The sequence below is a fragment of the Zemynaea arenosa genome (genome assembly GCF_004614185.1).
In the GTDB taxonomy this organism is placed as follows: Bacteria; Pseudomonadota; Gammaproteobacteria; order Burkholderiales; family Burkholderiaceae_D; genus Telluria; species Telluria arenosa.
Genome location: NZ_SPVF01000189.1, coordinates 1 through 21,991, shown reverse-complemented (window position 1 = coordinate 21,991; position 21,991 = coordinate 1). Strand labels below are relative to the sequence as shown.

The 21,991-nt window shown below is 65.7% G+C and carries 20 protein-coding genes; 15 read left to right on the top strand and 5 right to left on the bottom strand.

The features are described 5' to 3' along the window. From E4L96_RS14965 to E4L96_RS14915, 11 genes are all read left to right on the top strand, one after another. Window positions 1–1,337, top strand: a 1,337-nt coding sequence (locus E4L96_RS14965; RefSeq protein WP_135208025.1) for an ammonium transporter, incomplete at its 5' end; no start/stop codon positions are given. Between the two features lie 168 nt (window positions 1,338–1,505). Beyond that, the gene (gene gshA, locus E4L96_RS14960; RefSeq protein ID WP_135208024.1) at window positions 1,506–2,807 is read left to right on the top strand and encodes a glutamate--cysteine ligase; all 1,302 of its coding nucleotides are present in this window, start codon (window positions 1,506–1,508) and stop codon (window positions 2,805–2,807) included. 80 nt (window positions 2,808–2,887) lie between these two features. Then, a complete protein-coding gene (gshB, locus tag E4L96_RS14955) occupies window positions 2,888–3,835 on the top strand; it encodes a glutathione synthase (protein ID WP_135208023.1) in 948 nt (315 codons plus the stop codon). A 13-nt stretch (window positions 3,836–3,848) separates the two neighbouring features. Continuing rightward, window positions 3,849–4,256, top strand: coding sequence for a PTS sugar transporter subunit IIA (locus tag E4L96_RS14950; protein ID WP_135208022.1), 408 nt, complete (start codon window positions 3,849–3,851; stop codon window positions 4,254–4,256). A gap of 42 nt (window positions 4,257–4,298) precedes the next feature. Continuing rightward, entirely contained in the window at window positions 4,299–4,568 is a 270-nt protein-coding gene (locus tag E4L96_RS14945; RefSeq protein WP_135208021.1) for an HPr family phosphocarrier protein, read from the top strand. Between the two features lie 24 nt (window positions 4,569–4,592). Then, the gene (ptsP, locus tag E4L96_RS14940) at window positions 4,593–6,341 is read left to right on the top strand and encodes a phosphoenolpyruvate--protein phosphotransferase (RefSeq protein WP_135208026.1); all 1,749 of its coding nucleotides are present in this window, start codon (window positions 4,593–4,595) and stop codon (window positions 6,339–6,341) included. Window positions 6,342–6,399: 58 nt separating this feature from the next. After that, complete coding sequence (gene metX, locus E4L96_RS14935) at window positions 6,400–7,506, top strand: homoserine O-succinyltransferase MetX (protein ID WP_229414507.1); 1,107 nt, start codon at window positions 6,400–6,402, stop codon at window positions 7,504–7,506. Beyond that, entirely contained in the window at window positions 7,503–8,120 is a 618-nt protein-coding gene (gene metW, locus E4L96_RS14930; RefSeq protein WP_135208019.1) for a methionine biosynthesis protein MetW, read from the top strand. Before metX ends, metW begins: the two co-directional genes overlap by 4 nt. Continuing rightward, window positions 8,121–9,344 (top strand): AmpG family muropeptide MFS transporter, encoded by a 1,224-nt coding sequence (locus tag E4L96_RS14925; protein ID WP_135208018.1) that lies wholly within the window; start codon window positions 8,121–8,123, stop codon window positions 9,342–9,344. After that, window positions 9,341–10,252: a M48 family metallopeptidase gene (locus E4L96_RS14920; RefSeq protein ID WP_135208017.1), complete on the top strand. Its 912-nt coding sequence runs from the start codon at window positions 9,341–9,343 to the stop codon at window positions 10,250–10,252. Before E4L96_RS14925 ends, E4L96_RS14920 begins: the two co-directional genes overlap by 4 nt. 8 nt (window positions 10,253–10,260) lie before the next feature. Then, a complete protein-coding gene (locus tag E4L96_RS14915) occupies window positions 10,261–11,202 on the top strand; it encodes a pseudouridine synthase (RefSeq protein WP_135208016.1) in 942 nt (313 codons plus the stop codon). On the opposite strand, the gene E4L96_RS14910 is transcribed toward E4L96_RS14915, so the two are convergent. Together E4L96_RS14910 and E4L96_RS14905 are read right to left on the bottom strand one after the other, a co-directional pair. Then, a complete protein-coding gene (locus E4L96_RS14910) occupies window positions 11,199–14,819 on the bottom strand; it encodes a DUF4214 domain-containing protein (protein ID WP_135208015.1) in 3,621 nt (1,206 codons plus the stop codon). The genes E4L96_RS14915 and E4L96_RS14910 overlap by 4 nt on opposite strands. A gap of 130 nt (window positions 14,820–14,949) precedes the next feature. After that, window positions 14,950–16,425: a cytochrome P450 gene (locus tag E4L96_RS14905; protein WP_135208014.1), complete on the bottom strand. Its 1,476-nt coding sequence runs from the start codon at window positions 16,423–16,425 to the stop codon at window positions 14,950–14,952. A gap of 131 nt (window positions 16,426–16,556) precedes the next feature. Here E4L96_RS14905 and E4L96_RS14900 point away from each other — a divergent pair, with 131 nt between their 5' ends. Beyond that, window positions 16,557–17,480: an AraC family transcriptional regulator gene (locus tag E4L96_RS14900; RefSeq protein WP_135208013.1), complete on the top strand. Its 924-nt coding sequence runs from the start codon at window positions 16,557–16,559 to the stop codon at window positions 17,478–17,480. Between the two features lie 13 nt (window positions 17,481–17,493). Here E4L96_RS14900 and E4L96_RS14895 read toward each other — a convergent pair whose 3' ends face one another. Continuing rightward, on the bottom strand, window positions 17,494–18,267 hold the full coding sequence (locus E4L96_RS14895) for an exodeoxyribonuclease III (protein WP_135208012.1): 774 nt from the start codon (window positions 18,265–18,267) through the stop codon (window positions 17,494–17,496). 32 nt (window positions 18,268–18,299) lie between these two features. On the opposite strand from E4L96_RS14895, the gene pyrE reads away from it, so the two are divergent. From pyrE to E4L96_RS14880, 3 genes are read left to right on the top strand one after another with little or no spacing between them, the layout of a single operon-like run. Continuing rightward, entirely contained in the window at window positions 18,300–18,953 is a 654-nt protein-coding gene (gene pyrE / locus E4L96_RS14890) for an orotate phosphoribosyltransferase (RefSeq protein WP_135208011.1), read from the top strand. Between the two features lie 18 nt (window positions 18,954–18,971). Continuing rightward, window positions 18,972–19,190, top strand: a complete 219-nt coding sequence (locus tag E4L96_RS14885; RefSeq protein WP_135208010.1) for a DUF433 domain-containing protein — start codon at window positions 18,972–18,974, stop codon at window positions 19,188–19,190. Beyond that, entirely contained in the window at window positions 19,171–19,491 is a 321-nt protein-coding gene (locus E4L96_RS14880) for a DUF5615 family PIN-like protein (RefSeq protein ID WP_135208009.1), read from the top strand. The genes E4L96_RS14885 and E4L96_RS14880 overlap by 20 nt, the downstream gene beginning before the upstream one ends. Window positions 19,492–19,532: 41 nt before the next feature. Here E4L96_RS14880 and gatB read toward each other — a convergent pair whose 3' ends face one another. Both gatB and E4L96_RS14870 read right to left on the bottom strand, forming a co-directional pair. After that, complete coding sequence (gene gatB, locus E4L96_RS14875; RefSeq protein WP_135208008.1) at window positions 19,533–20,993, bottom strand: Asp-tRNA(Asn)/Glu-tRNA(Gln) amidotransferase subunit GatB; 1,461 nt, start codon at window positions 20,991–20,993, stop codon at window positions 19,533–19,535. Window positions 20,994–21,005: 12 nt separating this feature from the next. Then, window positions 21,006–21,991 (bottom strand): amidase family protein (locus E4L96_RS14870; protein WP_135208007.1); only part of this gene is annotated, 986 nt, incomplete at its 5' end.

Sequence of the window (21,991 nt, the reverse complement as noted above, 5' to 3'; positions counted from 1 at the left end):
CGGCACCCGTCCCGCAAAAAGGCGACACCGCCTGGATGTTCGTCTCCACCCTGCTGGTGATCATGATGACCATCCCCGGCCTGGCCCTGTTCTACGGCGGCCTGGTACGCGCGAAGAACATGCTGTCCGTGCTGCTGCAGGTGTTCATGATCTTCTCGGTCATCATCGTGCTGTGGTGCGTGTACGGCTACTCGCTGGCCTTCACCGAGAACTCCGCCTTCATCGGCAAGTTCGACCGCGCCTTCCTGGCCGGCATCTGGGACCCGGCCAAGGGCGCCTTCAGCTACGCCGCCACCTGGAGCAAGGGTGTGGTGATCCCCGAGTTTGCCTACGTGTCCTTCCAGGGCACTTTTGCCGCCATCACCTGCGCGCTGATCGTCGGCGCCTTCGCCGAGCGCGCGCGCTTTGCCGCCGTGATGCTGTTCATGGTCCTGTGGTTCACCTTCGCCTACCTGCCGATCGCCCACATGGTCTGGTTCTGGACCGGCCCGGACGCGGTCAAGGACGCCGCTACCGCCGCCACCGAAGGCGCCAAGGCCGGCTGGCTGTTCCAGAAAGGCGCGCTCGACTTCGCGGGCGGCACCGTGGTGCACATCAACGCCGCCGTCGCCGGCCTGGTGGGCGCCATCGTGATCGGCAAGCGCGTCGGCTACGGTCGCGAATCGATGGCCCCGCACTCGCTGACCATGACCATGATCGGTGCCTCCCTGCTGTGGGTGGGCTGGTTCGGCTTCAACGCCGGGTCCGCGCTGGAAGCGGGCGACATCGCCGCGCTGGCCTTCGTGAACACCCTGCTGGCGACGGCCGCGGCCGCCGTCTCGTGGGTCGCGGGCGAATGGATCGTCAAGGGCAAGCCCTCGATGCTGGGCGGCGCGTCCGGCGCGGTGGCCGGCCTGGTGGCGATCACCCCGGCCGCGGGCTATGTCGGCCCGATGGGCGGTTTGGTCATCGGGTTGCTGGCTGGTATCATCTGCCTGTGGGGCGTGAACGGCCTGAAGCGCTTGATCGGCGCCGACGACTCGCTGGACGTGTTCGGCGTGCACGGCGTGGGCGGCATCCTGGGCGCACTGCTGACCGGCGTGTTTGCCGCGCCGCAGCTGGGCGGGCAGGGCATCTTCGACTACGTGACCAACAAGATGTCGGCCGATCCGTACTCGATCGGCCACCAGGTGTGGGTGCAGGCGCAGGCCGTCGGCACCACCATCGTCTGGTCCGGCGTCGTGTCGTTCATTGCCTACAAGCTGGTGGACCTGGTGGTCGGCCTGCGCGTGCCGGAAGAAGAAGAACGGGAAGGCCTCGACATCACGAGCCACGGCGAATCCGCCTACCATTCCTGATTCGCTTCGCAGAACTCACAGAGTCTCCTCGGCCCGCCAGCGCGGGCCATTTGCAGGCGCCCTCCGGGGCGCCTTTTTGTTGACATGAGGTCTTTAATTCAACAAAACCACCCCGATATGTGTGATCCATAACTGACAAGCGCTCGTAAGCGCAGCAAGGACTGCCCGATGGTTCCCCACCTCGTCACCGCCCAGAACGGCCCGCTGCTGGACCTGGAAAAGAAGATCCTGGATTCCACCCCGGCCATCGAACGCTGGTTCCGCCTGGAGTGGCAGGAGCACACGCCGCCGTTCTACTGCTCGGTGGACCTGCGCAACGCGGGCTACAAGCTGGCGCCGGTGGATACCAACCTGTTCCCGGGCGGCTTCAACAATCTGGCCACCGAGATGCTGCCGCTGTCGGTGCAGGCCGCCATGGCCGCGATCGACAAGTACTGCCCGGACGCGCGCAACCTGCTGCTGGTGCCCGAGGTCCACACCCGCAACCCGTCCTACCTGCAGAACGTGGCGCGCCTGATGCAGATCTTCCGCCAGACCGGCCTGCACGTTCGCCTCGGCTCGCTGGACCCGGACGTCACTGAGCCCACCCCGCTGGCCCTGCCGGACGGGAACATGCTGGTGGTCGAGCCGATGGTGCGCTCGCCCAATGGCCGCCGCGTCGGCCTGAAGGATTTCGACCCCTGCACCATCCTGCTCAACAACGACCTGTCGGCCGGGATTCCCGACATCCTGCAGAACATCCACGAGCAGTCCCTGCTGCCGCCGCTGCACGCGGGCTGGGCGATCCGTAGAAAGCGCAACCATTTGGTTGCATATGATGAGGTGGCCAAGAAGTTCGGCAAGCTGATCGACGTGGACCCGTGGCTGGTCAACCCCCTGCACGCCCAGCTGGACGACGCCAACCTGAGCGAAGCGCAAGGCCGCGAGGCGCTGGCTGACCAGGTCGCGGCGCTGATGTCCAAGATCAAGAAGAAGTACAAGGAATACGGCATGCGGGACCAGAAGCCCTGGGTCATCGTGAAGCCGGACGCCGGCACCTACGGCATGGGCGTCCTCACCATCAAGGACGCCAGCGAGATCAAGGACCTGAGCGCCCAGCAGCTGGGCCGCCTCTCCGTGATCAAGGACGGCGTGCAGGTGAGCGGCCTGGTGGTGCAGGAGGGCGTGCCCACCCACGAAAACATCGACGGCGCCGTGGCCGAGCCGGTGGTCTACATGGTGGACCGCTACGTGATCGGCGGCTTTTACCGCGTGCACGCCGAGCGCGGCATCGACCAGAACCTGAAGGCGCCGGGCGCCCAGTTCGTGCCGCTCGCCTTCGCCCAGCAGCACGCCGTGCCGGACCTCAAGGCCAAGCCGGGCACCGCCGCGCCCAACCGCTTCTACGTGTACGGCGTGGTGGCGCGTCTCGGCCTGCTGGCTGCGTCCTGGGAGCTGGAGCGCACCGACCCGAATCCCGAGGTCTATTGAGCGGCGGGGCAGCCTCCCGGCGGCGTCACGCGATTGCCGTTACAATCGAGGGCAAAGTGTCCACTTTGCCCCATTCCCCCATGAAGATAGCCTTTCTCGCCGACCCGCTGGCCGGTTTCAAGATCTACAAGGATTCCACGTTCGCCATGATGCGCGAGGCCGCCAAGCGCGGGCACGCCATCTATCACTTCGAGCAGGGCGACATGTCCCTCTCGAACGGCGCCGTGGTGGCCAACGCCGCCCAGATCCACCTGACCGGCGACGCCGATGACTGGTACCGCAGCACGGACAAGGTGGAGACTGCGCTCGGCGAGTTCGACGCCGTCATCCAGCGCAAGGACCCGCCGTTCGACATGGAATACGTGTACGGCACCTATCTGCTGGAGCTGGCCGAGTCCCAGGGCGCGCAGGTCTTCAACAAACCCGCCGCCATCCGCAGCCACAACGAAAAGCTGTCGATCGCCCAGTTCCCGCAGTTCACCACGCCGACCGTGGTGACCTCCAACGTCACCCGCCTGCGCGACTTCCACGCCGAGCACCGCGACGTGATCTTCAAGCCGCTGGACGGCATGGGCGGCGCCGGCATCTTCCGCGTCAAGGACGATGGCATGAACCTCGGTTCCGTCATCGAGACGCTGACCGAAGAAGGCACCCGCACCATCATGGCCCAGCGCTACATCCCCGAGATCGTCAAGGGTGACAAGCGGGTGCTGGTCATCGGCGGCAAGCCGGTGCCGTTCGCGCTGGCCCGCATCCCCCAGGCCGGCGAAGTGCGCGGCAACCTGGCCGCCGGCGGCGTGGGCGTGGCCCAGCCCCTGACCGCGCGCGACCGCGAGATCGCCGAAACCCTCGGCCCCATTCTGGCCGCCCGTGGCCTGTTGCTGGTAGGATTAGACGTGATTGGCGATTACCTGACCGAGGTGAACGTCACCAGCCCGACCTGCTTCCAGGAGATCACGGACCAGGCAGGATTCGACGTCGCCGCCATGTTCATCGACGCGGTCGAAGCGGCGCTCGAACGGGCCTAACGAGGACCACGATATGGTTGGTATTCTGCTGTTGACCCACGCCCCGCTGGGGCAGGCCTTCGTGGCCGCGGTGTCGCACGTGTTCCGCGGCCCGACGGACCATTTCGAGGCCATCGACGTGCAGCCGGACCAGGACCTGGGCCAGGTGCACGAGCTGGCGCGCGCCGCCATCAAGCGCGTGGATGACGGCGACGGCGTCCTGGTCATCACCGACATCAAGGGCGGCACGCCGTCCAACTGCTGCAACGGGCTGACCGATCCCGGGCACGTGGAAGTCATCGCGGGCATCAGCCTGCCGATGCTGCTGCGTGCCATCACCTACCGCCGCGACACGCTGGACGTGGTGGTGGAAATGGCGCTGGCCGGCGCCCAGAACGGCGCGGTACGCGTCGATAACCGCGTGCGCGTCGGCTCCATGTGAGCCGCACGTACGACTTTCCTTTGAAGCGAGACCAACGAGAACATGATTCAGCAGGAACTTGAAATCATCAACAAACTGGGCCTGCACGCGCGGGCCTCGGCCAAGTTCACCCAGCTGGCGGCCAAGTTCCAGAGCGATGTCTGGCTCACCCGGAACGCCCGCCGCATCAATGCCAAATCCATCATGGGCGTGATGATGCTGGCCGCCGGCAAAGGCGCCAAGGTCACGCTGGAAGCCGATGGCGCCGACGAACAGGAGGCGGTGACGGCCCTGGCGGCCCTCATCAACGACAGGTTCGGCGAAGGCGAATAATCGATGCCCCTGGACTTCCATCCGATGGCATCGTTCACCCTGCACGGCATCCCGGTCTCCCGCGGCATCTCGATTGGCCGCGCGCACCTGCTCACGCCCGCGGTGCTGGACGTGCAGCACTACCTGGTGCCGGAGGAGCGCATCGAGGCGGAAGTCAAGCGCCTGCAGGACGCCATCGCCGAAGTCCACAAGGAGCTGCAGCACCTGTGGACCGAGCTGCCCAAGGATGCGCCGACGGAGCTGGGCGCCTTCATCGACGTCCACGTGCTGATCCTGTCGGACCCGATGATTTCAGAAGCCCCGCTGGACATCATCCGCTCGCGCCACTACAACGCCGAGTGGGCGCTGGTGACGCAGATCGACGAGCTGTCCGCGCAGTTTGACGAGATCGAGGATTCGTATCTCCGCGAGCGCAAGGCCGACATCCAGCAGGTCGCCGAGCGGGTGCTGAAAGTCCTGCTGGGCACCGCGCAGCTCAAGCATCCGATCCAGGAATCGCTGGGCGAGGAATTCAAGCCGCAGATGATCGTCGTCGCGCACGACATCTCTCCGGCCGACATGCTGGCCTTCCGCGACGGCTCCTTCTCCGGCTTCGTGACGGACGTGGGCGGCCAGAACTCGCACACCGCCATCGTGGCGCGCTCGCTCGACATCCCGGCGGCCGTCGGCATGTCGCAAGCCTCGCGCCTGATCGAGCAGGACGATTGGGTCATCATCGACGGCGACGCCGGGGTCGTCATCTGCAATCCGTCGCAGCTGGTGCTGGAGCAGTACCGCGCGCGCCAGGCCTTGCAGGTCAAGGCCCGCAAGAAGCTTCAGAAGCTGAAGAAGACTCCGGCCATCACCAAGGATGGCACGGCGATCACGCTGTTGGCCAACATCGAACTGCCCGAGGACTGCGCGGGCGCGATGGAGCAGGGCGCGCAGGGTGTCGGCCTGTTCCGCTCCGAGTTCCTGTTCATGGGCCGCGGCCACCACATGCCGTCCGAGGACGAGCAGTTCGAGCAATACAAGAAGGCTGTGGTGGCGATGAAGGGCCGCCCGGTGGTGATCCGCACGCTGGACATCGGCGCCGACAAGCCGCTGGACCACGTGGAACACAACGCACTCAATCCGGCGCTCGGCCTGCGCGCGATCCGCTACTGCCTCTCCGAGCCGCAGATATTCCTGACGCAGCTGCGCGCCATCCTGCGCGCCTCCGCCTTTGGCAAGGTGCGCATCCTGATCCCGATGCTGGCGCACGCCTTCGAAATCGACCAGTCGCTGGCGATGATCGAGCAGGCCAAGGCGCAGCTGCGCGACATGCGCGTCAAGTTCGACCCGGCGATCGAGATCGGCGCCATGATCGAGATCCCGGCCGCCGCACTGGCGCTGCCGATGTTCGTCAAGCGCATGGACTTCCTCTCCATCGGCACCAATGACCTGATCCAGTACACGCTGGCGATCGACCGCGTGGACTACGAAGTCGCGCACCTCTACACGCCGCTGCACCCGGCCGTGTTGCAGCTGATCGCCATGACCATCAGCGCAGGCAAGAAGGCCGGCATCGACGTGGCCGTGTGCGGCGAGATGGCGGGCGACGCCAAGCTCACCCGCCTCTTGCTCGGCATGGGCCTGCGCGAGTTCTCGATGCACCCCTCGCAGCTGCTGCAGGTGAAGCAGGAGATTCTCAACAGCGACCTGGAAGCCGTCACCGCCCAGACCCGCAAGATCATGCGTTCGATGGAACCGGACGCCATCGCCGAGGCGCTGGAAGCGCTGCAGGCGATGTAAAACCAGCTCACACAAAGACCCCTTCATGCCATCCATAGGAATCGTCACGCCCCAGTCGATGCACTTTGCCGAGCCGCTGGCGCTGCAAAGCGGCGCGCAGATCGCGGACTACACGCTGATGTACGAGACGTACGGCACGCTGAACGCGGACCGCTCCAATGCGGTGCTCGTGTGCCACGCCCTGAACGCCTCGCACCACGTGGCCGGCCATTACGCGGACAACCCGAAGAATGTTGGCTGGTGGGACAACATGGTCGGCCCGGGCAAGCCGCTGGATACGGACAAGTTCTTCGTCATCGGCGTGAACAACCTGGGCTCCTGCTTCGGCTCCACGGGCCCGATGCATGTGAACCCTTCGACCGGAAAGCCGTATGGCGCCGCCTTCCCGGTGGTGACGGTGGAAGACTGGGTGGCCGCGCAGGCCCGTCTGGCGGACAAACTCGGCATCGAACAGTTCGCCTGCGTGATGGGCGGCTCGCTGGGCGGCATGCAGGCGCTCGCGTGGTCCATCATGTACCCGGACCGCCTGCGCCACTGCATGGTGATCGCCTCCACGCCCAAGCTGTCGGCGCAGAACATCGCCTTCAACGACGTGGCCCGGCAGGCCATCCTGACCGACCCGGACTTCTACAACGGCGACTTCTACGCCCACGGCGTGGTGCCCAAGCGCGGCCTGCGCGTGGCGCGCATGATCGGCCACATCACCTACCTGTCCAACGACGACATGGCGGAGAAGTTCGGCCGCAAGCTGCGCAACGCCGCCGAAACCAACGAGTACGCGTTCGGCTTCGGCATCGACTTCGAGATCGAGTCCTACCTGCGCTACCAGGGCGACAAATTCTCCGAATACTTTGACGCCAACACCTACCTGCTGATCACGAAGGCGCTCGACTACTTCGACCCGGCCCGGCCCTACGACGGCGACCTGACCCGCGCGCTGGCGGGCACCAAGGCCAAGTTCATGCTGGTTTCCTTCACCACCGACTGGCGCTTCTCCCCGGAGCGCAGCCGCGAGATCGTGCAGGCGCTGGTCAACAACAGGCGCAGCGTGACCTACGCGGAAATCGACGCGCCCCACGGCCACGACGCCTTCCTGCTGGAGGATTCGCGCTACATGAACATGGTCCGCGCCTATTACGCGCGCATCGCGGGGGAGCTGCAATGATCTACGAAAAACACCTCGCCTCCCTGCGCTCGGACCTGGCCTTCATCGCCCATTGGGTGCCAAAGAACGCGCACGTGCTGGACGTCGGCTGCGGTGACGGGACGATGCTGAGCTACCTGCAGCAGGACAAGGGCTGCACCGGTTATGGCGTGGAGCTGGCCGACGAGCAGGTGCTGCAATCGACCCAGCGCGGCGTGAACGTCATCCAGCACGACATGGAAACCGGGCTGGCGCTGTTTGGCGACAATGCCTTCGATACGGTGCTGTGCCTCTCCTCGCTGCAGATGACGCAGCACGTGGAGATGGTGCTGCGCGAGATCGTCCGCGTGGGCACCGAGGCCATCGTGTCGTTCCCTAACTTTGCCTACTGGCCGCACCGCGTGGCGCTGCTGCGGGGCCGCATGCCGGTGTCCAAGTCGCTGCCTTACCAGTGGTACGACACGCCCAACGTGCGCTGCGCGACCATCCATGACTTCGAGGACCTGGCGCGCGAGTGCGGCGTGGAGGTGCTGGAGCGGGTAGCGCTGGCGGACGGGCAGATCGTCGACTTCCTGCCCAACCTGCGCGGCAGCCTGGCGGTGTTCCGGCTGCGTAAGAAAGCGAAGGCCGCTTAAGTGAAGGTGCTCAAAGCGCTCCTGAACCCGCGCCTGGCCGCGGTGCTGTTCCTGGGCTTCAGTTCCGGCCTGCCGCTGTTCACGCTGATCTACCTGATGCAGGCCTGGCTGGCCAAGTCGGGCATCGACGTCAAGGCGCTGGGCCTGTTCGCGCTGGTGCAGTTTCCGTACACGTTCAAGTTCCTGTGGGCGCCGCTGATGGACCGCTACGCGCTGCCGCTGGGCCGCCGGCGCGGCTGGATGGCACTGACCCAGCTGGCGCTGCTCGTCATCATCGGCGGCATGGGCATGCTCGACCCGCGCAGCCAGTTGCAGCAGGTGATCATCGCCAGCGGCTTCCTGACCTTCTTCTCGGCCAGCCAGGACATCGTGATCGACGCCTACCGCCGCGAGATCCTGCAGGACGCGGAGCAGGGCCTGGGCGCCGCCGTTATCGTCAACGCCTACAAAGCCGCGGGCCTGATTCCCAGTGCGCTGGGGCTGATCCTCGCCGATCGCATGCCCTGGTCCCAGGTGTTCATGGTGATCGGCGCCTTCATGCTGGTCGGCCTGGTCACCACGCTGCTCATCCGCGAGCCCGCTGTGTACGGTGCCCCACCGAAGAATATGGAAGAAGCGATTATTCTTCCGTTTAAGGAATTCGTGACGCGCGGCGGCGTGGGCAAGGCCCTGCTGATCGTCGCTTTCGTCCTGCTCTACAAGATCGGCGACAGCATGGCGACAGCGCTGGCCACCAAGTTCTACCTGGACCTGGGTTTTACCACCACCCAGATCGGCTACGCGGCCAATGCGACCGGCCTGTGGGCCAGCCTGGCGGGCGGGATCGTGGGCGGGATCTGGATGGTCAAGCTGGGCATCAACCGCGCGCTGTGGGTGTTCGGCGTGCTGCAGGCGCTGGCGATCCTGGGCTTTGCCTGGCTGGCCAACGTGGGCCCGAATACGGCCCTGCTGGCGGCGGTGATCGGCTTCGAGTCGTTCGCCAGCCTGGGACTGGGCGCGGCGGCGCTGGTGGCCTTCATCTCGCGCGAGACCGACCCGCGCTACACGGCCACGCAGTACGCGCTGTTTTCCAGCCTGGCCGCGGTGCCGCGCACGATCATCAATTCCTCGGTGGGCTACATCGTCGCGCAGACGGGGTGGTTCATGTTCTTTATCGTGTGCTTCGTCCTGGCCTTCCCGGCCATGATGATGCTGCCTAAAATCGCGCCGTGGAACGAGAAATGAAAATTCGGTACTCCCTCAAACGTCTTGCTGCCGCCGTCTCGCTGTCGCTGTGCGCTGGCCTGGTCGCGGCACCCGCACCGGCCCAGCAACCCGTCCAGACCAGCCAGAACGGCCAGATCGTGCAGGACGGGATCTCCGTCAAGCCGCTCTCGCGCTGGCGCTACCTGCAGCCGGAAGAGCAGGTCGAACAGCAGTCCGCGATGCAATACCAGCAGCTGCTGCAATCGGCCAACCAGCAGGGCGCCCTGTACCCGGCCAACCACCCGCAGGTGGTGCGCCTGCGCGCCATCGCCCAGCGCATGATTCCTTATGCGCCGCGCTGGAATGCGGACGCCACGCGCTGGAAGTGGCAGGTCAACCTGCTCAACTCCAAGCAGGTGAACGCCTTCTGCATGCCGGGCGGCCGGATCGCCTTCTACTACGGCATCCTCGATAAGCTCAAGCTGACCGATGACGAAATCGCCGCCGTGATGGGCCACGAGGTCGCGCACGCGCTGCGCGAGCACGGGCGCGAACGCGCGGGCAAGGCCGCGGCCACCGGCATCGCCTCGCGCCTCGGTGGCGCCGTGCTGTCGGCGTGGCTGGGCATCGACCCTAACATCACCGGCGCCGCGACCAATGCGGCCGGGCAGATGCTGGTGCTGAAGTTCTCGCGCGACGAAGAGCGCGAGGCGGACCTGATTGGCCTGGACCTGGCCGCCCGTGCCGGTTTCGACCCGCGCGCCGGCGTCACGCTGTGGCGCAAGATGAATTCCCTGAACCAGCAGCAGCCCTTGCAGCTGCTGTCCACCCATCCGGGCGGGCAGGAACGCATCACCCAGATCCAGAACCACATGAACGTGCTGCTGCCGCTGTACGCGCGCGCCAAGGGCGTGGCGCCGAACCAGCTGCCAGCGGCCTACCGCTAAGCAGCTGCATGGGCGCGAAGGGCTGGAACAAGCAGGCGCAGGACAACGCCTTCGTCCCGCTGCCGGTGCGCGACGGCGTGGCGCCCAGCTATCTCTGGCTGCCGGACGAAGCTTGGCCATCTTTGCTGGCGTTCCTGGTCGAGCGCTTCCCCATGGTGTCGCATGACGATTGGCTGGACCGCATGGCGCGCGGCGAAGTGGTGGACGGGAAGGGCACACGGCTGACACCCGACACGCCCTACCGCAAGCAGATGCGGCTCTGGTACTACCGCGAGCTGCCGCCCGAAACGCCAGTGCCTTTCACCGAGACGGTGCTGCATCGGGACGAGCACCTGCTGGTGGTCGACAAGCCGCACTTCCTGCCCGTGATTCCGACCGGCCGCTTCCTGAAGGAGACCTTGCTGGTGCGGCTCAAGCGCGACTACGAGCTTCCGCATCTCACGCCGATCCATCGGCTGGACCGCGAAACGGCGGGCGTGGTGGTGTTCTCGCTGAACCCGGCCACGCGCGGCATCTACCAGTCGATGTTCCAGAAACGGCAGATGAGCAAGGTGTACGAGGCGCTGGCCGCGCCGCTGCCGGGGCGAACGTTCCCGTTCACCTACCGCAGCCGTATGGTGGATGGGGAGGAGGACCGCTTCTTCATCTCGCGCGAGGTGGAGGGCGAGCCGAACTCGGAAACGGAGATTGATGTGCTGGAGCGCCGCAGCGCTGCGGCGTGGCTGTATCGTCTGGCGCCGCACACAGGGCGCAAGCACCAGCTGCGGCTGCACATGGCGTCTCTGGGCGCGCCGATTCTCAACGACGCGTTCTACCCGGTGGCACTGCCCTGCAAGGGAGACGACTTCCGCCACCCCCTGCAGCTGCTGGCCCGCACGCTGTCCTTCACCGACCCGCTCACGAACGAGCCGCGCAGCTTCACCAGCCTGCGCACGTTGCGTGTACGTTAAGCCGTCACTGGCACGATGAAATTGAGATCGCTCGCGCCGCTGTAGCCAGCGAAATCGTTGCCCGCGGTGTCGTGGATCGGATGCCCAACCGTGATGATGTAGAAGTGTCCTGGATTTGCGATCCCCGCGCCGTTGGCTGGCAGCTTCAATTGCAGCGAGTTCCCGGAGATGGTCCAGTCGGGGTGCGTGCTGCTGGACGTCCCGGTCCAGGTGGCGACGACAGCGTTGGTACCTGCATCGTGGAGTTCGATGCTGCCATGGGTGAAGTTCACCGCCTCGTCGAAATTCAGGTTCAACGTGTTGCTGTACAGGTTGTTCTCGTGGGTATCCGGATCGAGGGTGAGGTTCGTGCCCGCTGTCGGCGCAATGCCATCCAGCTTGATCGTGCTGGTTCCATAGCTGCCGTCAATGTGATCGAAGACGATGTGCGCCGTGTCGAGGAAGTGGTCGCCGTCGTTCTTGATCAGGCCATCCATCGCCGAGAGGTCGTGCAGCAGCGCGCCCACGAGGTTGGCCTGCGAGTCGCCTTCGTGCACGGTGTAGCTGAAGCGGAGGGTATTGGACCCGCTGCCGGTCGTGTATTCCGCATACTGGTCGACGGTGCCGGTCTCCAGCTGAATCTTCGGCGTGCCGCTCACGAAGACGTTCTCGTTGAACTCCACCTCGAATTGGATCTGGTCACCCACGTGATAGGTGCCGCCGCTGTAGTCGAGGAAGCGGGCGCTGAGTGCCGACGGCTTGCCATCGGTCGTTACCTGGAACCAGTAGGTGCCGCTCGAGAGCGGATTGCCGCCGCCGTCCTTCAGCTCCGGCGGCAGGGTCACGGAGTATTGGTGACCGGGTACCAGCACTCCGGCGTCCACCAGGGTCATGGTTTTATGGTCGGCGGAAAAGGTGACATTCGCGAGTGGGATGTGCACGGTACTGTCGTCGTCCTTGGTCAGCACGACTTCGCCGGTGCCCGATGCGTACACTGCCTCGTCGAACTGGATCGCGAAGGGCGCGTTGTTCGCAACATTGGACGCCAGCAGCGCCACCGGAGGCTTCGTGTCAATCGTAAAGTTGCTCGTGCTTGCCGCCGTGGAGATGGCAACGTTACCGGCCCAGTCTTTCAGCGCGGTCGGCGTGTAGGTGATCACATTGGTGCTGTCGGACACTTCGCCGGCCGCCGTGAAGGTCGCGGTGTAGGTCTTGCCGTCGGCTCCGCGGGTCCAGCTGCCCAGCGTTCCGTTGCTGACGGTGACATCGGATGCGAGGAAGGTCGATTGCTGGATGTCCTCGCTGAACGTAACGGTCACGGTGGCTGTGTTGTGCGTGGCGTCCAGCGCCGCTTTGTCCATCGTCACCGTGTAGGTCGGCTTCACGCCATCGATGTGCACCGTCCCATAGCCCAGCGGGAGATCGGTGAACGCGATGTGGGCGCTGTCCAGCAGCAGCCCCGCGCCACTCTTGACCTGGCCCGCCAGGCCCGCACCGCCGCCCGTCACCATGCCGAGTGAGGTTTCCTCACCGCTGGTTACCGTATATTTGAAGACGAGGGTATTGCTGCCGCTGCCGCTCACATAGGTGGCCGTGCGGCCGCCGGTCAGCGCGAGCGTCGGTGACCCGCTCACTGTGACCGACTGGTCGAACGTGACGCGGATGATCGCATCGTCCCCGGCCTTGATATTGCTGTTGGGGGAAAGATAATTCGCCGACAGCGCCGTCGCCGAGGCGCTCACGGTCGGGTTGTAGGTCGGGTACTGCGCACTCGCATCGGCCCGTCCCGTGAAGGCGTTGTAGTCCGTATCGACGAGCGCACCCGGGTTGATGATCAGGTGATACGACTTGCTCGTCGACAGTGGGGTGTCGAAGGTGATCCACACCATGTTGTCTTCGATCGTGACGTGGCTGTCGTGGATGTCCAGCACGCGCGTGTCGGTGCCGCCCACAGCGCGCGTTTCCAGCTTGCCGGTGGAACTGTTGTAGTGAGTCTGCGAGTCGCCATCGGTGATGATGATCTTGCCGCTGCCCGCGAACACATCTTCGCTGAATGCCAGGCGCATCGCGTCCGTGTACACGCTATTCCCGGTGAGAGAAGGTGGGCCGGAGGTGGAGATGCCTTCGCCGCCGCCGCTCATGACGATGGGCAGCGCCTTGGTCAGCGCGGGGAGGGTGGCCAGGCCCAGCGCCCCGGAGATGTCGCCGCCGGCCAGCTTGGCCAGCACGGTCGCAGCATTCGCTTCGATGGTGCCGATCTTGTTGATGGTCTCCCACGCGGCGCTGCCGGAGGCTTGCGCGAGCGCGGAGTTGACGTTGACGATCACCTTCGCCAGCTCGGGCGCGGCCAGGTTGAGCACCGCCAGCTGCGCGGGGCTGGCCTTCAGCAGCGCGCCGGCGGCTTTCACCATCGTTTGGATGGCGCCACTGTCGGCCAGGTCGGCCGCGCCCTGGCGGGTCGGATTGGCGATGAAGGTGGACACGGCCTGCACGGCGGCAGCGCCGGCGCTGACCGCGTCCGCGGCGAGACCGAGGCCCTGGAGCGCGGCGCTGGTCTGGCTGATCACCATTTCCAACTGCGCGGCGGTGGCTTGCACTTTGGCGGCCTGGTCGCGCGTGGACGGTGCGAGCGTCAGGTCCGCGGCGGTGGCGGTGAAGTCGGTGTGCAGCAGGTCGGCGCTGCCCAGGCCCAGCGCGGAGCGCACCAGCTGTTCCGCTGCCGCGGTGTCCAGGTGCTGGCTGGCCGCGACGCCCTGCACGAGCGTGGTCAGGGCATTGACGACGGTGGCGCCGGAAGGCGCGGTGAAGGAAGCGCCGTTGGCGCCCTGCACGGTGAGCTGGCCCTTGAAGGCCGCGCTGGTGCCGAAATCGAAGTTACCCGCGCCGTCGGCCTTGACCGACACCTCGCCTGCATCGAGCACGCCGTTGGCGTTGGTGTCGATGAAGACGGTGGCGCCGTGGCCGAATGCGTCGGTGATGGTGCCGTGTGCGATCAGGCCGGGGGCGGCCACGCCCTGGTAGGCGGCGCTGGCATACAGCTTGGTGATCAGAGCCGCCGGGTCGCTGGTTGCGACGGCAGCGGCGAGGTCCGCCTGGCCGGGCATGGTCCCGAGGGTGCCGTAAAAGGCGGCGATGGCTTTCACTTCGGCCGCCTTGTGGGCCGCCATCTCGCTGGAGCTGACCACACTGGAGAGCACGTCCGCGCGCGTGGCGCTGCCGCTGGCGAGCTTGTCCAGCCATCCGGCTCTGGCGGTGGTGTCCATGGAGTGGCCCAGCGCGGTGGTGGAGAGTGCGTCCAGGAAGGCCGCGCTATCGAGCTGGCCATAGAGTTTCGCGAACTCCGGGCTGGCCGCGAAATATTTGACGATGTCCGCGTAGCTTTGGCCGCCCTGTGCGTTGTGGGTCCAGTACTGCAGGCCGCTCGCATCGGGGATGCGGCCGAAGGCGGCGTAGTAGAGGCGCGCCAGCGGCTGCACCACGCCGCCGAATTCCGGACTGTCGATGAAGTCGCGCGTGACCTCGGCCGCATTCGCCCGGCCACTGTCGATCACGTCCGCCCACCACGCGAGGCCGGAGGCGTCGGGGTTGCGGCCAAGGAGATTTGTGTACAGCTGGGAGAGGAAGGAAACAGTGCTCATGCGAGGCCCGCGTTCAGTGCTTTTTAGAAACCCCCATGGTAACAAAGAAACAGGCGGATTTACCGCCGGAAATCCGAGGATTCCTCGTCCAGCGGGCCCGGCAGCGCGTGAGTTTTGGTGAGAGTGAGTGCTAACCCTCCGTGTGGCGTGGCTGGAGCGTCAGGTGCAGGGGCTCGGCCGGGCGCAAGGAGACGTTCATGACCGGCTTCGGTTGCCCCATGTGTGGGGGGATGCCGATGACGTAACGCTGCAACAACATGGCGGCGATGGCTGTCATTTCGGCCATCGCCAGGTGCTGGCCGAGGCAGACGCGCGGCCCGGTGCCGAACGGCAGCCAGGCACCCCGCGGAATCGGCGGAGCACCTTCCCCGAAGCGCGCGGGGCGGAACGCTTCGGGGTCAGGGAACGAGCGCGGGTCATGGTGCAGCAGGTGGACGGGGATCGCGCACAGCGTGCGGGCGGGGAGCTGCCAGCCGCCGAGGGTGATCGGCTGGATGCAGCGGCGCGTCAGCAGGACCGGGGCGGCCGGGTAGAGGCGCAGGGTTTCCTGCAGGGTGCGGGTGAGGGCGGGCAGGCGGGCCAGGTCGGCCGACTGCGGGGCGCGGCCTTGCAGGACATGGTCGATCTCGTGGCGGACCTGTGCCTGCTCACCGGGATGCGCGGCCATACACCAGCACCACCAGGTCAGCGTGGCGGCCGTGGTCTCGTGGCCGGCGAGGAAAGCCGTCATGCACTCGTCGCGGACGGCTTGCAGGGGCCAGCTGGCGGGATCCTGCTGGTGCAGGTGCAGGAGGCGGGAGAGGAGGTCATCGGGCCAGTCTGCGCCGGGCTGCGCGAGACGCTGGTCGATGTGGCGGCCGATCAGGCCTGTGAGGGTGCGCATGGCGTCGCGCTTGGGCTTTTGCGAGGGGAGCCAGGTGGGCAAGCTGGCGGGCCAGTACAGTTCCTTGTCGGCGGCTCGGCTGACGATGTGGACAGCCTGTTCGGCGGCGCGGGCGTCGTCGCCGGCGGCACTGGAGAACATCTGGCGCATGATGACTTCCATGGTCAGCGAGGTGAGGGCGCTTTCGATGGGCCAGGATTCTTCAGTCGCGCGCCAGGTGTCCAGTGCGTGGCCGGTGGCGCCGACGATGCTGGGCAGGAAGGCCTGGACGGGCTTGGGGCCGAACGGAGGCTGGAGGGCGTGGCGCTTGGTACGCCACGCGGCGCCTTCGCTGGTCAGCACACTATGGCCGTGCACTTGGGAGAAGACGTCGATGCCGCGTTCCCAGCGGATCAGCGCATCGTGGTGTGTGACCAGCAGCTCGCGCACCAGTGCCGGGTCCATGACAACGACTTGCTGCTCGGGCCAGATGCGCAGGTGGACCAGGTCCCCGTAGTCCTTCTGCCAGCCGCGCAGGGCTTGCAGGAGGTCCTTCGACATCTGCCGCAACAGCGACCAGCCCGTGAGTGCCACGGGCGGTCCCGGCGGCCAGCAGCCTATCGGTTGCAGTGGCGGCGCCGGTCCGGGATCCTGTGCAGCGTTGGCCGGCGCCGCCGGCGTTGCGGTGACGGGCACCGCGTCGGCGGCGTGCATGGGGCAGCGGGCTTCGGTCGTCGTATTCATGAGGCGATTCTCGTCTTGCGCGCCGCGCGCGTCTTGTACCGAAACGACACGCGCGGGTCTGGCCGCATGGCGCACCGCGGCGCCCAATACGCTGGCGGACAAGCTGGCACGGACTGTTACACTGCCGAATCATGACCGCCATGCATCCCGGTATCGCTTGTCCCGACCCGTTGGCGCGCGCGCCGCGCGCCGCCACCTTCGAGCACGCGCGGCTGCATCTGCCGCCGCCCGCGCTGCAAGGCGCGCTGACCGTATTGCTGAGCCGCGACACCTCCGCACTCGCCCTCGACAGCGCGCAACGGCTCTCGCACTTCCCGGCCTCGCCGCTGGTCAGCCTGTCGTGGTATCACGGCGTCGAAGCGGGCCTGGTCGCACCCGGCCCCGCAGGCCCGCAGTGGCACCCGTTCGGCGCGCAGGCCGTGCTGTCTGGCAGCCAGTCCGCGCCGACCGTGGGCTGGGGACCCACGACGGGCCGTGGCTACATGGCCTGCTTCACGCCCGACGTCGCGCAAGCCTTGTTCGGCGTCGACCCCGGCGCGATCCAGGACCGCTTCGTTCCCGCATCCGACGCGCTCGGCCCTCAACGGCAGTCCTTCTTGCGCGACCTGCTGGCCGCGCCGGACGATGCGCGCGCGATGGACGTCCTGGCAAACCATCTCGCCCCCCGCTGGGCCGCCGCGCAAGGCCGCGCCACCAGCAACGCATCCCTGCGCCAGCTCGGCCGCCACTGGGTCGACCGCCTCGCCTGGCAAGCCCACGAATGGGCGCGCACCCACAGCCCGCGCCACGTCGAACGCCGCGTGAAAGCCTTCAGCGGCCGCTCGCTGCGCCAATGGCAGGCGCTGGTGAAAACGGAAGGATTGTTTTTCGCCGCGCGCTCGCGCTACGAGGAGGGGAAGGACTTCGACTGGGCCACGCTGGCGCTGGACGAAGGCTTCGCGGACCAGTCCCACATGGTCCGCGCGTCACGCCGGATCACCGGGTTCGCGCCGGGCGAGTTTGCCCAGCGCTTCGTGGAAGATGAATCGTTCTGGCTGTACCGCTTGTGGGTATGAAGGGCGTGGCCGATCACACCCAGTCATAGTGAATGGTCAAGGGAGCGTGATCGGAGAACCGCTCGTCCTTGTAGATCGAGCACTCCTTGGCCGTCGCTGCCACGCCCTTGGTGGCCACGTGGTAGTCGATGCGCCACCCCACGTTCTTGGCCCATGCCTGCCCGCGATTGCTCCACCACGTGTACTGCTCCTCGCGCGGATCGATGCTGCGGTGGACGTCGACAAAGCCCACCTCATCGAAAATCCGGGTCAGCCACTCGCGCTCCTCGGGCAGGAAGCCGGAGTTCTTCTTGTTGCCCTTCCAGTTCTTCAAGTCGATTTCTTTGTGCGCGATATTCCAGTCGCCGCAGATCACCACTTCGCGCCCCTCGGCCTTCAGCTGCACCAGGTGCGGCAGGAACACCTCCATGAAGCGGAACTTCGACGCCTGGCGCTCGGGCCCCGAAGAGCCGGACGGGCAGTACACCGAAATCACCGTCAGCTGGCCGAAATCGCAGCGCGTGTAGCGGCCTTCCGCGTCGAATTCCGGCGCACCGAAGCCGGTGAGCACCGCATCCGGCTTGACCTTGCTGTACACACCCGTGCCCGAGTAGCCCTTCTTTTCGGCGTAGTGGAAGTGGCCGTGGTAGCCGTGCGGATTGAGGAAGTCGGGCGTCATGTCCGGGTGCTGGGCCTTGAGCTCCTGCACACAAATGACGTCGGCGGTCTGCTTCGCCATCCAGTCGAAGAAGCCCTTCTTGTGGGCGGAGCGGATGCCGTTCAGGTTCGCGGAAATGATCTTTAGCATAAAATACCGGGACTTAAAAAACAGGAGTCAGCGTGAGCAATTTGAGGCAGGAGTTTATCGCGTTTTCGGTCGCGGCGGGCGTGCTGCGGTTCGGCGAATTCACCACCAAGGCGGGCCGTCTGTCGCCGTATTTTTTCAACGCGGGTCTGTTCCATGACGGTGCCACGCTGGGCAAGCTGGCCGACTTCTACGCGCAGACGCTGCTCGATTCCGGAGTCGAATTCGACATGCTGTTCGGGCCTGCGTACAAAGGCATCACGCTCGCTTCCGCCACTGCCGTGGCGCTGGCCAACAAGGGCCGCAACACCTCGTTCGCCTACAACCGCAAGGAGGCCAAGGACCACGGCGAAGGCGGCACGCTGGTCGGCGCCAAGCTGCATGGCAAAGTCGTCATCATCGACGATGTGATCTCGGCGGGGACCTCGGTGCGCGAATCGGTGGACATGATCCGCGCGGCGGGCGCCGAGCCATGTGCGGTGCTGATCGCGCTGGACCGCATGGAACGGTCGGGCAAGGATGGCGCGCTGTCGGAAGGGTCGGCGGTGCAGCAGGTGCAGAAAGAATTCGGCATTCCCGTGATCTCGATCGGCAACCTGGAAGACCTCTTCAGCTACATCGCGGCCGAGCCCCAGCTCGCCCAGCACAAGGACGCCGTCGCCGCCTACCGCTCCCGCTACGGCGTATAGTCACGTTCGGGAGGCCATATGTTGCGCGACGTTGTTGTATCGAACCCCGAAATCATGAGCGGCACCCCGTGCTTCAAAGGCACACGCGTGCCTCTGCAAAGCCTTCTCGACTATCTGCTCGGCGACGCCACGGTCGAAGAGTTTCTGCTGGATTTTCCTACCGTGAGCCGTACGGCGGTTGAACAAGTACTTCAGTCGCTCGCGGATTCCGCTCACGATGCGCATCCTGCTGGATGAATCAATGCCTGCGAAGTTCGGACGGCACCTCAGCGGACACTTCGTTCGCACGGTGCCGAAGATGGGATGGGGCGGACTCTCCAACGGTTTTCTGTTGAAACTCGCGGCTCAACAGTTCGACGTGCTGGTCACCGTCGATCAAGGATTGGAGTTTCAACAGAACGTTGCCGCCCTGCCCATCGCCATCGTGATTCTGAAACCCCGTGATCTGCAGCTCGCCACACTTGTGAGTTTGATCCCACAGCTGGAGAAAGTGCTGACAACACTCGCTCCACGCTCGCTGGCGGTCGTGGGGACTTGAATGCGACGGGATGGGCCCTGTCGTGAGGGCCATCCCATCGCCTACGACGCCAGCTTTTTCTTGAGCAGCTCGGTGAGCTGGGCCGGGTTGGCGGTGCCGCGAGAGGCTTTCATGCACTGGCCGATCAGGGCGTTGATGGCGGCTTCCTTGCCGGCGCGGTACTGCTCCACCGACTTGGCGTTCGCGGCGATCACGTCGTCCACGATCTTCTCCAGTGCGCCCGCATCCGACACCTGCTTCAGGCCTTTCTGCTCGATGATCGTATCGACGATGTTCTCGTCGTTCGACTTCGCTTCCCACATCGCCGCGAACACCGTCTTCGCAGCCTTGTTGGAAATGGTGCCATCCGCAATCCGCTTGAGCAGCAGCGCCAGTTGCGATGCTTCCACCGGCGAATCGACGATGTCCACGCCCTCGCGATTGAGAGTCGACGCCACGTCGCCCATCATCCAGTTGGCCGCGACCTTCGCATTCTCCTTGCCCGCTTTCGAGACCACCGCCTCGTAGTACGACGCCATGCCCTGCGAGGACGTCAGGATCAGCGAGTCATACTCCGGCAGCCCGTAGTCCGAAATGAAGCGCTTGCGCATCGCATCCGGCAGCTCCGGCATCTCGCTCTTCACCTGGTCGATCCAGGCCTGGTCGATCATCAGCGGCGGCAGGTCCGGATCGGGGAAGTAGCGGTAGTCCTGCGCATCCTCTTTCGAGCGCATGGCGCGGGTTTCCTTCTTGTCCGGATCCCACAGCCGCGTGGCCTGCACCACCTTGCCGCCGTCTTCGATCAGCTCGATCTGGCGCCGCACTTCGTAGTGGATCGCCTCTTCCATGAAGCGGAAGGAGTTGAGGTTCTTGATCTCGCAGCGGGTACCGAATTCCTTCTGCCCCACCGGACGCACGGACACGTTCACGTCGCAGCGGAACGAGCCTTCCTGCATGTTGCCGTCGCAGACGCCCAGCCACATCACGAGACCGTGCAGCGCCTTCGCATATGCCACCGCTTCGGCCGCGCTGCGCATTTCCGGCTCGGACACGATCTCCAACAGCGGCGTACCCGCGCGATTGAGGTCGATGCCGCTCATGCCGTGGTAGTCCTCGTGCAGCGACTTGCCCGCGTCCTCTTCCAGGTGGGCGCGGGTCAGGTTCACGGTCTTGGTTTCGAACTTGCCATCCTTCTCGTAGCCGAACGTGATGGTGCCACCCTGGACCACCGGGTCCTCGAACTGCGAGATCTGGTAGCCCTTCGGCAGGTCGGGATAAAAGTAGTTCTTGCGCGCGAAGACTGAGCGCGGCGCGATCTTCGCCCCGACCGCGAGGCCGAAGCGGATCGCGCGCTCGACGGCGCCGCGGTTCATCACGGGCAGCACGCCTGGCAGCGCCAGGTCCACGGGGCTGGCCTGCGTATTCGGCTCGGCGCCGAACTTGATCGAGCTGCCGCTGAAGATTTTGGAGTTGGTCGTGAGCTGGACGTGGTTCTCAAGACCGATGACGACTTCCCATTGCATGATTATTCTTCCTTAGTTTGCCGAGACACCAGCCGGTGCGTGCGTGTGCCAATCGGTCGCCTGCTGGTACTGGTGCGCGACGTTCAGCAGCTTCGCCTCGCTGAAGTAGTTGCCGATGATTTGCAGGCCGACCGGGCGCGCCGCATTGGCGCCGCTGCCGAAGCCGCACGGGATCGACATGCCGGGCAGGCCCGCCAGGCTGGTGGACAGCGTGAAGATGTCGGCCAGGTAGTTGGCCACCGGGTCGTTGGTCTTGGAGCCCAGGTCCCACGCCACGGTCGGCGCCACCGGCCCCATGATGACGTCGCACTGGTCCTTGAACGCGGCCTGGAAGTCGTCCGCGATCAGGCGGCGGATCTTCTGCGCCTGCACGTAGTAGGCGTCGTAGTAGCCGTGGCACAGCACATAGGTGCCGACCATGATGCGGCGCTGGACTTCCTTGCCGAAGCCCTCCGCGCGGGTCTTCTTGTACATGTCCTGCAGGTCCTTGTACTCCGCCGCGCGGTGGCCATAGCGCACGCCGTCGAAGCGGGACAGGTTGGACGAGGCCTCGGCGGGCGCGATGATGTAGTAGGTCGGGATCGACAGCGCGGTCTTGGGCAGGGTGATGTCCACCAGCGTGGCGCCCAGCTGCACGAATTGGTCAAGCGCCGTACGCACCGCGGTCTCCACGTCCGCCGACAAACCTTCGCCGAAGTACTCCTGCGGCACGCCGATGCGCAGGCCGGTTAGGGGCTTGTCCAGGTCGCGCGCGAAATCCTCGCGCACGTTGCCCTGTTCGGCCGTCAGCGAGGTCGCATCGCGCTGGTCGAAACCGATCATGTGGTTCAGCAGCAGGGCGCAATCCTCGGCGGTCTGCGCGATCGGGCCGGCCTGGTCCAGCGAGGACGCGAACGCGATCATGCCGAAGCGCGAGCAGCGGCCGTAGGTCGGCTTGATGCCGGTGACGCCGCAGAACGCAGCCGGCTGGCGGATCGAGCCGCCGGTGTCGGTGGCGG

Bases quoted from the DNA above. Each gene is read 5' to 3' on its own strand.
- gshA (WP_135208024.1), top strand. From the start codon at position 1,506: ATGGTTCCCCACCTCGTCACCGCCCAGAACGGCCCGCTGCTGGACCTG.
- gshB (WP_135208023.1), top strand. From the start codon at position 2,888: ATGAAGATAGCCTTTCTCGCCGACCCGCTGGCCGGTTTCAAGATCTAC.
- E4L96_RS14950 (WP_135208022.1), top strand. From the start codon at position 3,849: ATGGTTGGTATTCTGCTGTTGACCCACGCCCCGCTGGGGCAGGCCTTC.
- E4L96_RS14945 (WP_135208021.1), top strand. From the start codon at position 4,299: ATGATTCAGCAGGAACTTGAAATCATCAACAAACTGGGCCTGCACGCG.
- ptsP (WP_135208026.1), top strand. From the start codon at position 4,593: ATGGCATCGTTCACCCTGCACGGCATCCCGGTCTCCCGCGGCATCTCG.
- metX (WP_229414507.1), top strand. From the start codon at position 6,400: ATGCACTTTGCCGAGCCGCTGGCGCTGCAAAGCGGCGCGCAGATCGCG.
- metW (WP_135208019.1), top strand. From the start codon at position 7,503: ATGATCTACGAAAAACACCTCGCCTCCCTGCGCTCGGACCTGGCCTTC.
- E4L96_RS14920 (WP_135208017.1), top strand. From the start codon at position 9,341: ATGAAAATTCGGTACTCCCTCAAACGTCTTGCTGCCGCCGTCTCGCTG.
- E4L96_RS14915 (WP_135208016.1), top strand. From the start codon at position 10,261: ATGGGCGCGAAGGGCTGGAACAAGCAGGCGCAGGACAACGCCTTCGTC.
- E4L96_RS14910 (WP_135208015.1), bottom strand. From the start codon at position 14,819: ATGAGCACTGTTTCCTTCCTCTCCCAGCTGTACACAAATCTCCTTGGC.
- E4L96_RS14905 (WP_135208014.1), bottom strand. From the start codon at position 16,425: ATGAATACGACGACCGAAGCCCGCTGCCCCATGCACGCCGCCGACGCG.
- E4L96_RS14900 (WP_135208013.1), top strand. From the start codon at position 16,557: ATGACCGCCATGCATCCCGGTATCGCTTGTCCCGACCCGTTGGCGCGC.
- E4L96_RS14895 (WP_135208012.1), bottom strand. From the start codon at position 18,267: ATGCTAAAGATCATTTCCGCGAACCTGAACGGCATCCGCTCCGCCCAC.
- E4L96_RS14885 (WP_135208010.1), top strand. From the start codon at position 18,972: ATGTTGCGCGACGTTGTTGTATCGAACCCCGAAATCATGAGCGGCACC.
- E4L96_RS14880 (WP_135208009.1), top strand. From the start codon at position 19,171: ATGCGCATCCTGCTGGATGAATCAATGCCTGCGAAGTTCGGACGGCAC.
- gatB (WP_135208008.1), bottom strand. From the start codon at position 20,993: ATGCAATGGGAAGTCGTCATCGGTCTTGAGAACCACGTCCAGCTCACG.